Below are 13,136 nucleotides of genomic sequence, written 5' to 3'. Positions count from 1 at the left end.
GGCGCCCCGGGGATCGTTCCGTCACCCGGCCGCCCCCAGCGGCGGGGCCGGCTTCCCGCCCGCGTCCAGATAGGCCTGCGGCGGCTTCAGCCGCTGCCCCGGGAAGCCGCCCTTCTCGTACTTGAGCAGCTTCCGCGCCTTCTCCGGATCGGTCTCGCCCTCGCCGTACGCCGGGCAGAGGGGAGCGATGGGGCAGGCGCCGCAGGCGGGCTTGCGGGCGTGGCAGATGCGGCGGCCGTGCCAGATGACGTGGTGCGAGAGGTCCGTCCAGTCGCTCTTCGGGAAGAGCGCGCCGACGGCGGCCTCGATCTTGTCGGGGCCGGTCTCGTCGGTCCACTGCCAGCGCCGGACGAGCCGCTGGAAGTGTGTGTCCACGGTGATGCCGGGGTGGCCGAAGGCGTTGCCGAGCACGACGAAGGCGGTCTTGCGGCCGACACCGGGCAGCTTGACCAGGTCCTCCAGACGGCCCGGCACCTCACCGCCGAACTCCTCCGTGAGCGCCTTCGAGAGCCCTATCACCGACCTGGTCTTGGCCCGGAAGAACCCGCAGGGGCGCAGGATCTCCTCGACCTCCTCGGGGACGGCGGCGGCCAGGTCCTCGGGCGTGGGGTACTTCGCGAACAGCGCGGGGGTGGTCTGGTTGACGCGCAGGTCGGTGGTCTGGGCGGAGAGCACGGTGGCGACCAGGAGCTGGAAGGGGCTGTCGAAGTCCAGCTCCGGGTGGGCGTACGGGTAGACCTCGGCGAGTTCCCGGTTGATCCGGCGGGCGCGGCGGACGAGGGCCGTACGGGACTCCTCGCGCGGCGGCTTCGGGGCGATCGTCTTCGCGGGCGCGGCCTTCTTCACGGCGGCGGAGGCCTTCTTCGGGGCGATCTCGGCCTTCTTGAGCGTGGCCTTGCGGACGGACGCCTTGGCGGCGGGGGCCTTCCCGGTCGCGGGGGCCTTCCCGGTGGTGGCCTTCTTGGCGGCGCTCTTCCTGGCGGTGGCCTTCTTCGCCGGAGACGCCTTCTTCGCGGGGGCCGGCTTCGTGCCGGCGGAGGCTGCCTGCTCCGCGGGGGCGGCCTTCTTCGCGGGGGCAGCGCTCTTCGCGGAGGCGGCTCTCTTCGCCGGGGCGGCCTTCTTCGCGGGGGCCGGCTCCGTCACGGCCGCGCCCTTCGCCCCACTTGCCGCTTCTGTCGTTTTTCGTTCACCGCCGGACGCCTGTTCGCCTACAGCGGAATCACGACGTACACCCACCCGCGCAGCCCCCTCGGCCTGTGCTCTCACCGGCGTTTTGGACACCCGGCCAGCCTACGGCCCGGCACTGACATCCGCCCCGGACCTGGAAGATCGGCGCCCAATTGGACCCCTGACGCGTACCCCGGGACACCAGTGCGGCATCCTTGTGACAGATCACACTGTTCGGACCGTCCGGCAAAATGGGCACCACGGTCCCCTGATACAAGGGGGAACAAGATCCCCTGAGCAGGTCGACAAGGAGAGAACTCGTGGACGACGTTCTGCGGCGGAATCCGCTCTTCGCGGCGCTCGACGACGAGCAGGCCGCGGAGCTGCGTGCCTCCATGAGTGAGGTGACCCTCGCGCGGGGAGACTCCCTGTTCCACGAGGGCGACCCCGGCGACCGGCTCTACGTGGTCACCGAGGGCAAGGTCAAGCTGCACCGCACCTCGCCCGACGGCCGCGAGAACATGCTCGCGGTGGTCGGCCCCGGCGAGCTGATCGGCGAACTGTCGCTCTTCGACCCGGGGCCGCGCACGGCGACCGCCACCGCGCTCACCGAGGTGAAGCTGCTCGGTCTCGGCCACGGCGACCTCCAGCCCTGGCTGAACGCGCGCCCCGAGGTGGCCGCCGCGCTGCTGCGCGCCGTCGCCCGGCGGCTGCGCAAGACCAACGACGCCATGTCCGACCTGGTCTTCTCGGACGTGCCCGGCCGTGTCGCACGCGCCCTGCTGGACCTGTCCCGCCGCTTCGGCGTGCAGTCCGAGGAGGGCATCCACGTCGTCCACGACCTCACCCAGGAGGAGCTGGCGCAGCTCGTCGGCGCCTCCCGCGAGACGGTCAACAAGGCACTCGCCGACTTCGCGCAGCGCGGCTGGCTCCGCCTGGAGGCCCGCGCGGTGATCCTGCTGGACGTCGAGCGCCTGGCGAAGCGCTCGCGCTGACACCGGCCCGCCGGGGCCCGCGGCCACCACGGCGACGGGGTCCCGCTTCTCACGAGGCGGGACCCCGTCGTCGTACCCGCGTGTGCGGTGCCGCAGTACGCGCGCGTGCGGCGCCGTCTCAGATGAGGCCGTGATCCTCCAGGTACTCCATCTGCGCCCGCACCGACAGCTCCGCCGCGGGCCACAGGGAGCGGTCCACGTCGGCGTAGACGTGCGCCACCACCTCCGCGGGCGTGCGGTAGCCGTCCTCGACGGCCGTCTCGACCTGGGCGAGGCGGTGGGCGCGGTGGGCCAGGTAGAACTCCACGGCGCCCTGCGCGTCGTCCAGGACGGGCCCGTGGCCCGGGAGGACGGTGTGGACGCCGTCGTCGACCGTGAGCGACCGCAGCCGGCGCAGGGAGTCCAGGTAGTCGCCGAGGCGGCCGTCGGGGTGCGCCACGACCGTCGTACCGCGTCCGAGGATCGTGTCGCCGGTCAGCACCGCCCGGTCGGCCGGGAGGTGGAAGCAGAGCGAGTCCGCGGTGTGGCCGGGCGTCGGGACGACCCGCAGCTCCAGACCCCCCACCCGGACGACGTCCCCGGCGGCCAGGCCCTCGTCGCCGAGCCGCAGCGCCGGGTCGAGGGCACGCACGCGCGTGCCGGTCAGCTCGGCGAAGCGGGCGGCGCCCTCGGCGTGGTCGGGGTGGCCGTGCGTCAGCAGGGTCAGGGCGACGCGCTTGCCGGCCCGCTCCGCCGTGTCGACGACGTGCCGCAGGTGCCCCTCGTCCAGCGGGCCGGGGTCGACCACGACGGCGAGGCCGGAGTCGGGCTCGGACACGATCCAGGTGTTGGTGCCGTCCAGCGTCATCGCGGAGGGGTTGGGCGCGAGGACGTTGACCGCCCGCGCGGTGGCCGGTCCGGACAGGACGCCGCCGCGCGGCTGGCCGGGCAGGACGCTTGCGTCGGTCATGCCGGGCCTCCCCCGGTCGCGGTCGGGATGTGCTTGGTGAACTCGTCGTGGCCGGGCCAGGAGAGCACGATCTCCCCGCCCTCCAGACGGGCCTGTGCGAGGACGGGAGCCAGGTCCCGGTCCGGGGCGGCGGCCAGTGCCTGCGCGGCCGTCACGTAGGGCGTCAGCTGGCGCAGGGTGGCGATGGTGGGCGGCATCATCAGCAGCTCGCCCTCGTCGTAGGCCGCCGCCGCGTCCGCGGGCCGGATCCACACCGTGCGGTCGGCCTCCGAGGAGACGTCGCGGGTGCGCTGGCCCTCGGGGAGGGCGGCGACGAAGAACCAGGTGTCGTAGCGGCGCGGCTCGAACTCGGGCGTGATCCAGCGGGTCCAGGCACCCAGCAGGTCCGAGCGCAGCACCAGGCCGCGGCGGTCGAGAAACTCGGCGAACGACAGGTCGCGGGCGACGAGCGCGGCACGGTCCGCCTCCCAGTCGTCACCGGTGGTGTCGCCGACGACGGTGTCGGGGGTGGGCCCGGCCAGGAGCACGCCCGCCTCCTCGTAGGTCTCCCGGACGGCGGCGCAGACGATCGCCTGGGCGGCCGTCTCGTCGACGCCGAGCCGGCCGGCCCACCACGCGCGCGTGGGGCCCGCCCAGCGGACGTGGCGCTCGTCGTCCCGCGGGTCGACACCGCCGCCCGGATAGGCGTACGCGCCTCCGGCGAAGGCCATGGAGGCGCGTCTGCGCAGCATGTGCACGGCGGGCCCGCTGCCGGTGTCCTTCAGGAGCATCACCGTGGCCGCGCGGCGCGGGCGCACCGGGGTGAGGGTGCCGTCCGCCAGCGCGCGGATCAGCTCCGGCCACTCAGGGGGGTACCACTGACCGTTCGCCATGGCCGGAGGCTATCCCGGAACGCGCGCATGTTCGAGAGGCGGATGATCACCTGCCACGGCGAAGCCCTACGGCTGGGTCAGCTCCACCTGGATCTCGACCTCCACCGGCGCGTCCAGCGGCAGCACCGCGACGCCGACCGCGCTGCGCGCGTGCACGCCCTTCTCGCCCAGGACCTCGCCGAGCAGCTCGCTGGCGCCGTTGAGGACGCCCGGCTGGCCGGTGAAGTCCGCGGCCGAGGCGACGAAGCCCACGACCTTCACGACGCGTGCGACGCGGTCCAGGTCGCCCGCGACGGACTTGACGGCGGCCAGCGCGTTGAGCGCGCAGATCCGCGCGAGGTCCTTGGCCTCCTCGGGCGTGACCTCCGCGCCGACCTTGCCGGTGACGGGCAGCTTGCCGTCCACCATGGGCAGCTGGCCGGCGGTGAAGACGTACGGGCCGGACTGCACGGCCGGCTGGTAGGCGGCCAGCGGCGGGACGACGTCCGGGAGGGTCAGGCCCAGCTCGGCGAGCTTCGCCTCGACCGCGCTCACGCCTGCTTCTCCCGCTTCAGGTAGGCCACGAGCTGCTCGGGGTTGTTCGGCCCGGGCACGACCTGGACGAGCTCCCAGCCGTCCTCGCCCCAGGTGTCCAGAATCTGCTTCGTGGCATGGACGAGCAGCGGCACGGTTGCGTATTCCCACTTGGTCATGGGGCGACTGTAGCGGCTGTGGCGGGAGGGGCCCGCGGGCGGCCACGGGGGCCGTTGTCCACAGCCTGCCGCCCGGGCCGGGCGCGGACTGGTTACGCTCGAAGGCGTGAGCAGGCTCCAGGTCGTCAGCGGCAAGGGCGGGACCGGAAAGACGACGGTCGCCGCCGCCCTCGCGCTGGCCCTGGCCACGGAGGGGAAGCGCACGCTCCTCGTCGAGGTCGAGGGCCGGCAGGGCATCGCACAGCTATTCGAGACGGAGGCGCTGCCCTACGAGGAGCGGAAGATCGCCGTCGCTCCCGGGGGCGGGGAGGTGTACGCCCTCGCCATCGATCCCGAACTGGCCCTTCTGGACTACCTCCAGATGTTCTACAAGCTGGGGAGCGCCGGACGGGCCCTGAAGAAACTCGGCGCCATCGACTTCGCCACCACCATCGCGCCCGGCGTGAGGGACGTCCTCCTCACCGGCAAGGCCTGCGAAGCGGTCCGGCGCAAGGACAAGGCCGGCCGGTTCGTCTACGACTACGTCGTCATGGACGCGCCGCCCACCGGCCGCATCACCCGCTTCCTCAACGTCAACGACGAGGTCGCCGGGCTCGCCAGGATCGGCCCGATACACAATCAGGCGCAGGCGGTGATGCGGGTGCTGAAGTCCCCCGAGACGGCGGTGCACCTGGTGACCCTGCTGGAGGAGATGCCGGTCCAGGAGACCGCCGACGGCATCGCCGAACTGCGCGCCGCCCGGCTCCCGGTGGGCCGGGTCATCGTCAACATGGTCCGGCCCCGGCTGCTCGACGCGGCCGACCTGGACCTGGCACGCACCGTGCCGCACTCCGACCTCGCCCGGTCGCTGTCGGCCGCCGGGCTCGGCGGCGCCCACCACGGCCGGCCCGCCGAGCGGCTGGTGGCCCCGCTGCTCGCGCAGGCCGACGAGTACGCCGAGCGCTACGCGCTGGAGCACGAGCAGCGCGCCGCCCTCGGCGAGCTGGGCCTGCCGCTGCACGAGCTGCCGCTGCTCGCCGAGGGCATGGACCTGGCGGGCCTGTACGAACTCGCGACCGAGCTGCGGAAGCAGGGGACGACATGAGTCCGGAGCCCACCCCGACCCACCATCACCTGGCCCCCGCGCGCGTGCTCGAGGTGGACCCGCTCCTCGACGACCCGACGACCCGGATCGTGGTGTGCTGCGGCTCCGGCGGCGTCGGCAAGACGACCACGGCGGCGGCGCTTGGCCTGCGCGCGGCCGAGCGGGGCCGGAAGGTCGTCGTGCTCACCATCGACCCGGCCCGCCGGCTCGCCCAGTCCATGGGCATCGACTCCCTGGACAACACCCCGCGCCGGGTGAAGGGCGTCGAGGGCGACGGCGAGCTGCACGCGATGATGCTCGACATGAAGCGCACCTTCGACGAGATCGTCGAGGCGCACGCGGACCCCGACCGGGCCGCCGCCATCCTGGGCAACCCCTTCTACCAGTCCCTCTCGGCGGGCTTCGCGGGCACGCAGGAGTACATGGCGATGGAGAAGCTGGGGCAGCTCCGCGCGAAGGACGAGTGGGACCTGATCGTCGTCGACACCCCGCCCTCCCGCTCCGCGCTCGACTTCCTCGACGCGCCCAAGCGGCTCGGTTCCTTCCTGGACGGGCGGCTGATCCGGCTGCTGACCGCGCCGGCCAAGCTGGGCGGGCGGGCCGGCATGAAGTTCCTGAACGTCGGGATGTCGATGATGACCGGCACCCTCGGCAAGGTGCTCGGCGGCCAGCTCCTGAAGGACGTCCAGACGTTCGTGTCCGCGATGGACACCACCTTCGGCGGCTTCCGCACCCGCGCGGACGCCACCTACAAGCTGCTCCAGGCACCCGGGACGGCCTTCCTGGTCGTCGCGGCACCGGAGCGGGACGCGCTGCGCGAGGCGGCGTACTTCGTGGAGCGGCTGGCGGCGGAGCACATGCCGCTCGCCGGGCTGGTGCTCAACCGGGTCCACGACAGCGACGCCCGCCGGCTGTCGGCCGAGCGGGCGCTCGCCGCCGCGGAAAATCTTGCGGAGTCCGGCATTGTGGATCAGGGGGGCGGGAAGGCTGGACTTCGTAACTCTCCCGACACACACGGCAGTTCGGCTCCCGGCGGAGGCTCCCCCACCGAACCGGAACACACCGCCGAGCAGCGGTCCGTCGACCGGCTCACCGCGCACCTGCTGAGGCTGCACGCCGAGCGCATGCAGCTGATCGCCCGCGAGCAGCGCACCCGTGACCGCTTCACCGCGCGCCACCCCGAGGTGGCGGTGGCCGAAGTGGCCGCGCTGCCCGGCGATGTGCACGACCTCGCGGGACTGCGGGACATCGGAGACCGGCTGGCCGCGTACCGGCCGCGGCCGGCGGGCGGCACACCCGAGGGCGACGGGCCGGAAGGCTTCGGCCCGGACGATGACGCAGCGGCTGGTGAGGCACCGGCAGACGAGGCACCGGAGGACGAGGCACCACGTGGCGGCGCTCCGGAAGGCGGTGCCCCGGAAAGCGGGTGAGGCCAGGAGGAACGGCCGCGGCTCGTGGCGTGGCTCATGGCTCGGGCTCGTGGCTCGTGGGGGGTGACACCCGTCGGCGGTGCGCGCCTGCCCGTGCGCGGCACGCCGCGGTATCCGCCCGGCGCATCGACCCGCCGACCGGCTGATCCACCGGCCCGCCGACCCGCAGGACCGGCGCCCGGCTTCCGGGCCGCGACGGCGAACGACGCCCGGCGCACGGCACCGGCCGGGCCCCGCAGGGCCCCGCTCAGCTGACCGCCGCGTAGTTCTCGTACACCTGGTCGTCGTCGAGGGGCACCAGGCCGGCGCCCCGCTCGTACTCCGTACGAGCCGTCTCCAGCAGCCGGCGCCAGGAGGTCACGGTGGGCCGCCGGCGCAGCAGTGCGCGGCGCTCCCGTTCCGTCATCCCTCCCCACACGCCGAACTCGACGCGGTTGTCGAGCGCGTCGGCCAGGCACTCGGTCCGCACCGGGCATCCGGTGCACACCGCCTTGGCCCTGTTCTGCGCTGCTCCTTGAACGAACAGTTCATCCGGATCGGTAGTGCGGCAGGCCGCCTGCGCACTCCAGTCGGTTACCCAGCCCATACCGGCGCCGTCCTCTCCCGAATCGAGGCTCCCCCACGGCGGCAGCGGCATATTCACCGCCGCCAGTTGAGGACGTTACGGAAGGTGGGCACAGCGCAACACCCCCTGCGGGCCCAATCTTGAATGGCCCGAACGGACTATGCGCAACCGGCAGATCACCCGGGGGAGTGACCCTGCGACATGCACGGCATTCCCGGCATTCCGGGATGATTCAGTTGCGTCACAACGGACGGCAGATGACACACAAGGCGGATTCGGGCACGCACCCGACACACCGTCGGGCAGCGCTCCGCGAAGTCGCCGGATCGGTCCGGGAACGTTTCGTCCTCGCCGGACGTATGGATACGTGGCCCTGCTGCTGTGACAGTCGAGAGCAGCTTAGGCCAAGGCATATACGCGTGTCCGGCGAATGAGAACGTAGGCTGCCCTCATGGCAAAGAAGCGCTCGGGCGGGGGCCTGTCACCTACGCAGCAGGCCGCCAAGTTCCTCGGTGTCAGTGTGCTCGCGGGAGCCGTCATGGCCGGCATCGCGCTGCCCGCCGTGGGCGTGCTGGGGCTCGCGGCGAAGGGCTCGGTCGAGGGGTTCGACGAGATCCCCGCCAACCTGAAGACCCCGCCGCTCAGTCAGCGGACCACGATCCTCGACGCCCAGGGCGACAGCATCGCGACGGTGTACTCACGCGACCGCACGGTCGTCGACCTCACGGACATCTCGCCGTACATGCAGAAGGCGATCGTCGCGATCGAGGACGCCCGCTTCTACCAGCACGGCGCGATCGACCTGAAGGGCGTCCTGCGCGCCCTCAACAAGAACGCGCAGAGCGGCGGGGTCGCCGAGGGCGCCTCGACGCTCACCCAGCAGTACGTGAAGAACGTCTTCGTCGAGGAGGCCGGCGACGACCCGACGAAGGTCGCGCAGGCCACCCAGCAGACCCTCGGCCGCAAGATCAAGGAGCTGAAGTACGCGATCCAGGTCGAGGAGGAGCTGGGCAAGAAGAAGATCCTCGAGAACTACCTGAACATCACGTTCTTCGGCCAGCAGGCCTACGGCGTCGAGGCCGCCTCCCAGCGGTACTTCTCCAAGCACGCCAAGGACCTCAACCTCCAGGAGGCCGCCCTCCTCGCCGGCATCGTCCAGTCGCCGAGCCGGTACGACCCGGTGAACGACGAGGCGGAGGCCACCAAGCGCCGCAACATCGTCCTCCAGCGCATGGCCGAGGTCGGCGACGTCTCGCAGGCGGAGGCCGACCGGGCGAAGAAGACCCCGCTGGGACTCGACGTGAGCCGCCCGAAGAACGGCTGCATCACGGCGGTCAAGGGCGCCAGCTTCTTCTGCAAGTACGTCGAGAAGGTCTTCCTCAACGATCCGGTCTTCGGCGAGACCAAGGAGGAACGGTCCAAGCTCTGGAACCAGGGCGGCCTGACCATCCGCACCACCCTCGACCCGCAGGCGCAGAAGTCGGTGCAGGACTCGCTGTCCCAGCACGTCAACAAGTCGGACTCGGTCGCCGCGGCCGTCACCCTGGTCGAGCCCGGCACCGGCAAGATCCTCGGCATGGGCCAGTCGAAGCCGTTCGGCTACGGCGAGAACGAGACCGAGATCAACTACAACGTCGGCAGCGGCATGGGCGGCTCGAACTTCGGCTTCCCGACGGGCTCGACGTTCAAGCCGTTCGTGGCCGCGGCGGCCCTGGAGCAGGGGCGCCCGCCCACGCAGGAGTACTCGTCGCCGTACGACATGGAGTACCCGAGCCCCGTGCAGACGTGCGACGGGAAGCCGTGGGTCAACACGGACGGCTCGCGCGTCGAGAACGAGGACGAGTCCGAGGTCGGCCCGTACCGCCTGAAGGAGGCGATGGCGAAGTCGGTCAACACCTACTTCGTCCAGATGATCTCCGACATCGGCATGTGCCCGGTGATGAAGACGCTCGACGGGCTGAACGTGGTGCAGGGCAACGGCGAGAAGCTGCCGGAGGTCCCGGCGATCTCCCTCGGCTCCAAGGGCATCTCCCCGCTGACCATGGCCACCGCGTACGCCGCGTTCGCCGCCCGCGGGATGTACTGCACGCCGATCGCGATCGAGTCGATCACCCAGAAGATCGGTGACACGCAGAAGTCCCTGGAGGTGCCGAAGTCGACCTGCTCCCGGGCCGTGTCCGAGAAGACCGCCGACACCGTCAACACCCTGCTGCGCGGCGTGATCGACTCCGGCACCGGCCAGCAGGCCGGTCTGACCAGCCGCGAGAGCGCCGGCAAGACGGGCACGACGGACGAGCGCAAGAACGCCTGGTTCGTCGGCTACACCCCGAACATGTCCGGCGCGGTCTGGGTCGGCAGCGCCAGCCAGCAGGTCAAGATGGTCGACATCACCATCGGCGGCCGCTGGCACTCCAAGGTGTACGGCGGTCAGGTGCCGGGCCCGATCTGGCGCGACGCCATGGCCGGCGCGCTGTCGAACAGGGAGGCCCCGTCCTTCAACCTCGTCGACATCCCGGACGCCGAGCGCGACCACGGCGACGGCCGTGACGAGGACCGCGGCGACAACGACAACGGCAACGGCGACCGGCCGGGCGACGGAAACGGCGCCGGGGGCGCAAACGGCGGGAACGGCGGGGACGGCGGGAACGACGGCGGCCTGTTCGGCGGCCTCTTCAACGGCGGCACGACCGGCGGCCCCGAACCGGACCCGACCTTCTCCGTCCCGGAGGGCCTGTTCCAGGGCAACGACAGCGCCGGCAACAACGGGAACGGCAACGGCAACGGCGGCAACTGGCCGTAATCTCACCGGCCGGCTGCCCGAGCCGGCCGCACGTACGACGGCGGGGGCGCCCCCCATCACCTGGGGGGCGCCCCCGCCGTCGTATCCGCTGGTCCGCGTACGGCCCGTCCGTGCGCGGCCGTCAGCCGGCGAGGAACTTCTTCACCGCGGCGGCGACCCGCCCGCCCTCGGCCTGTCCCGCGACCTTCGGGTTCACGATCTTCATGACGGCGCCCATCGCCCGCGGCCCCTCGGCGCCGGCGGCCCTGGCCTCCTCGACGGCCTGGGCGACGATCCGGTCCAGCTCCTCGTCGCCGAGCTGCTTGGGCAGGTACTCGGCGAGGACCTCGCCCTCCGCCTTCTCCCGCTCGGCCTGCTCGGCACGACCACCCTGCGCGAACGCCTCGGCGGCCTCCCGCCGCTTCTTCGCCTCCCGGGTGATCACCTTCAGCACCTCGTCGTCGGAGAGCTCGCGCTTCTCCTTGCCCGCGACCTCCTCCTTGGTGATCGCGGCGAGCGTCAGCCGGAGCGTCGAGGAGCGGAGCTCGTCGCGCTCCTTGATCGCGGCGTTGAGGTCTTCCTGCAGCTTCGACTTGAGCGTGGTCATGGGGGTGATTGTCGCAGGTGCACGCGGATCGCCGCCCGCGCATTTACCGCGCTCACGCCCGTGTCCGGGCGGGGCGCCGGGTCTGACACGATGGGGCCATGCGCGCGCGATACGGAGTTCCCCTGGGAATCGCGGCGGTTGGCGCCGCCGGACTGCTCTACTCGGCGGGTTTCGAAGCCCGCTCCTTCCGCCTGCGACGGGTCACCGTCCCCGTCCTGCCCCCGGGCATGCGTCCCCTGCGCGTACTCCAGGTCTCCGACATCCACATGGTCGGCGGGCAGCGCAAGAAGCAGCGCTGGCTGCGCTCGCTGGCCGGACTCCGCCCCGACTTCGTGATCAACACGGGCGACAACCTGTCCGACCCGGAGGGCGTCCCGGAGACCCTGGACGCGCTGGGCCCCCTGATGGAGTTCCCGGGGGCGTACGTTTTCGGCTCCAACGACTACTACGGCCCCAAGCTGCGCAACCCCGCCCGTTACCTGGTCGAGAAGATGCAGGGCCGCCACGGTCTGAACGGCAACCCGCCCGCCGTGGGAGTGGTCCACAACCCCTGGGAGGACCTGCGGGACGGCTTCGACGCGGCCGGCTGGCTGAACCTCACCAACACGCGTGGCACGCTGAAGATCGACGGGGTGTCGGTGGAGCTGACGGGCCTGGACGACCCGCACATCAAGCGCGACCGGTACGCGCAGGTCGCGGGCGGCCCGTCGCAGACGGCGGACTTCTCCATGGGGGTCGTGCACGCCCCGTACCTGCGTGTCCTGGACGCGTTCACCGCCGACGGCTACCCCCTCGTCCTGGCCGGGCACACCCACGGCGGCCAGCTCTGCATCCCCTTCTACGGCGCCCTGGTCACCAACTGCGACCTGGACACGGACCGCGTGAAGGGCCTGTCGACGCACACCGCGGACGGCCGTACGGCCCACCTCCACGTGTCGGCGGGCTGCGGGACGAACCGCTACACGCCGGTACGGTTCGCCTGCCCGCCGGAGGCGACGCTGCTGACACTGGTGGGGCGCAGGCGGTGAGGGAGCGGCGGGGCGGGTGACATGGGGCGCCAGGGCGGGGCGCCGATCCGGGCGGCCGCGGTCCGGGCGCCCGCGGTCCGGGCGGCCGCCGATCCGGGCACCCATCCGTTTAACCCACTCGGCCCGCCCGAATCGCCCCTTTCATACCCTTTCCCTAGCGTGAGGGGCATGACCGCCCCGATACCCAGGGACATCCCGGACCTCCCCGCGCTCCCGGGCATGCCCGCACTGCTGCCCTCCCCCGTCCCCGCCAGGGCGGTGGTGGCCCCCGTCCGCCGCCCCCTGGCCGCCGTCTTCCGCCTGCTGACGGCCCTCGCCGCCCTCACCGGCGTGGCCGTCCACCTCGTGCTCGGCAGTCCGCTGCGGGTCCTCGGCTACTTCACCGTCCAGAGCAGCATCCTGCTGGCACTGATCATGCTGCTCTCCGCCCGCCGCGCCTGGACCGCCCGCCACCCGCTGCGCAGCGCCCTGACCGGCGCGGTACTGCTCTACGCGGTGATCAGCGGCCTGGTCTACCACCTGCTGCTCGCCGACGCGGCGACCCCGTTCACGATGATCGACACGGCCGCGGCCACCCCGACCGCCTGGCACACGGTGGCCCACCACCTCCTGCACACCGCGGTACCCGCGGCGGTGGTCGCCGACTGGCTGTTCCTCACCGCCCCCGGCCAACTCCACCTGCGCCAGGCGCCCGGCTGGCTGCTCTACCCCCTGATCTACCTGCTGGTCTCCTTCGCCCGCGGCGAGCTGCTCCTCCCCGGCACCCCGGGCCGCTACCTCTACCCGTTCCTGGACGTCGAAGCCCACGGCTACAAGGGCGTCCTCGGCAACGCCCTCCTCCTCGGCCTCTCCTTCTACGCCCTCGCCGTCCTGCTCGTCGCCCTCGACCACGCCCGCCCGAACCCCGTCCGGCACCGCTCCAAAACCGGATTTCGTCTCCAGCCGCCAGTGGGCTAAAGTAAACGACG

At 72.1% G+C, this 13,136-nt stretch carries 13 protein-coding genes; 6 read left to right on the top strand and 7 right to left on the bottom strand.

The features are described 5' to 3' along the window. Nucleotides 1-21: 21 nt before the first annotated feature. Nucleotides 22-1,143 carry an endonuclease III gene (nth, locus tag SGLAU_RS18250; RefSeq protein WP_043502821.1) on the bottom strand — a complete coding sequence of 374 codons (1,122 nt, stop codon included), beginning with the start codon at nt 1,141-1,143 and terminating at the stop codon, nt 22-24. A 344-nt stretch (nt 1,144-1,487) separates the two neighbouring features. Between nth and SGLAU_RS18245 the strand changes: the two genes are divergently transcribed. Continuing rightward, on the top strand, nt 1,488-2,162 hold the full coding sequence (locus SGLAU_RS18245; RefSeq protein WP_029382547.1) for a Crp/Fnr family transcriptional regulator: 675 nt from the start codon (nt 1,488-1,490) through the stop codon (nt 2,160-2,162). Nucleotides 2,163-2,280: 118 nt separating this feature from the next. Here SGLAU_RS18245 and SGLAU_RS18240 read toward each other — a convergent pair whose 3' ends face one another. The 4 genes from SGLAU_RS18240 to SGLAU_RS34455 form a co-directional block, all read right to left on the bottom strand. Continuing rightward, nucleotides 2,281-3,111, bottom strand: a complete 831-nt coding sequence (locus SGLAU_RS18240) for an MBL fold metallo-hydrolase (RefSeq protein ID WP_043502819.1) — start codon at nt 3,109-3,111, stop codon at nt 2,281-2,283. Beyond that, a complete protein-coding gene (locus SGLAU_RS18235; RefSeq protein ID WP_043502817.1) occupies nt 3,108-3,983 on the bottom strand; it encodes an NUDIX hydrolase in 876 nt (291 codons plus the stop codon). Before SGLAU_RS18235 ends, SGLAU_RS18240 begins: the two co-directional genes overlap by 4 nt. A gap of 66 nt (nt 3,984-4,049) precedes the next feature. Further along, entirely contained in the window at nt 4,050-4,517 is a 468-nt protein-coding gene (locus tag SGLAU_RS18230) for a RidA family protein (RefSeq protein ID WP_043502815.1), read from the bottom strand. Next, nucleotides 4,514-4,675, bottom strand: coding sequence for a DUF4177 domain-containing protein (locus tag SGLAU_RS34455; protein WP_003975360.1), 162 nt, complete (start codon nt 4,673-4,675; stop codon nt 4,514-4,516). The genes SGLAU_RS18230 and SGLAU_RS34455 overlap by 4 nt, the downstream gene beginning before the upstream one ends. Nucleotides 4,676-4,781: 106 nt before the next feature. Between SGLAU_RS34455 and SGLAU_RS18225 the strand changes: the two genes are divergently transcribed. Beyond that, nucleotides 4,782-5,759 carry an ArsA family ATPase gene (locus SGLAU_RS18225; protein ID WP_043502814.1) on the top strand — a complete coding sequence of 326 codons (978 nt, stop codon included), beginning with the start codon at nt 4,782-4,784 and terminating at the stop codon, nt 5,757-5,759. Further along, the gene (locus tag SGLAU_RS18220) at nt 5,756-7,189 is read left to right on the top strand and encodes an ArsA family ATPase (protein WP_078957768.1); all 1,434 of its coding nucleotides are present in this window, start codon (nt 5,756-5,758) and stop codon (nt 7,187-7,189) included. Before SGLAU_RS18225 ends, SGLAU_RS18220 begins: the two co-directional genes overlap by 4 nt. A gap of 247 nt (nt 7,190-7,436) precedes the next feature. On the opposite strand, the gene wblA is transcribed toward SGLAU_RS18220, so the two are convergent. Further along, on the bottom strand, nt 7,437-7,775 hold the full coding sequence (gene wblA, locus SGLAU_RS18215; RefSeq protein ID WP_063608098.1) for a transcriptional regulator WblA: 339 nt from the start codon (nt 7,773-7,775) through the stop codon (nt 7,437-7,439). Nucleotides 7,776-8,205: 430 nt separating this feature from the next. On the opposite strand from wblA, the gene SGLAU_RS18210 reads away from it, so the two are divergent. Then, nucleotides 8,206-10,554 carry a transglycosylase domain-containing protein gene (locus SGLAU_RS18210; protein WP_043502811.1) on the top strand — a complete coding sequence of 783 codons (2,349 nt, stop codon included), beginning with the start codon at nt 8,206-8,208 and terminating at the stop codon, nt 10,552-10,554. A gap of 121 nt (nt 10,555-10,675) precedes the next feature. On the opposite strand, the gene SGLAU_RS18205 is transcribed toward SGLAU_RS18210, so the two are convergent. Next, on the bottom strand, nt 10,676-11,140 hold the full coding sequence (locus SGLAU_RS18205) for a GatB/YqeY domain-containing protein (RefSeq protein WP_043502810.1): 465 nt from the start codon (nt 11,138-11,140) through the stop codon (nt 10,676-10,678). 98 nt (nt 11,141-11,238) lie between these two features. Here SGLAU_RS18205 and SGLAU_RS18200 point away from each other — a divergent pair, with 98 nt between their 5' ends. Then, entirely contained in the window at nt 11,239-12,168 is a 930-nt protein-coding gene (locus tag SGLAU_RS18200; protein WP_043502808.1) for a metallophosphoesterase, read from the top strand. 168 nt (nt 12,169-12,336) lie between these two features. Further along, entirely contained in the window at nt 12,337-13,125 is a 789-nt protein-coding gene (locus SGLAU_RS18195; RefSeq protein WP_043502806.1) for a Pr6Pr family membrane protein, read from the top strand. Nucleotides 13,126-13,136 lie beyond the last annotated feature (11 nt).

The organism is Streptomyces glaucescens, assembly GCF_000761215.1.
Lineage (GTDB): Bacteria > Actinomycetota > Actinomycetes > Streptomycetales > Streptomycetaceae > Streptomyces > Streptomyces glaucescens_B.
This window is presented reverse-complemented; position numbering and strand designations above follow the sequence as displayed.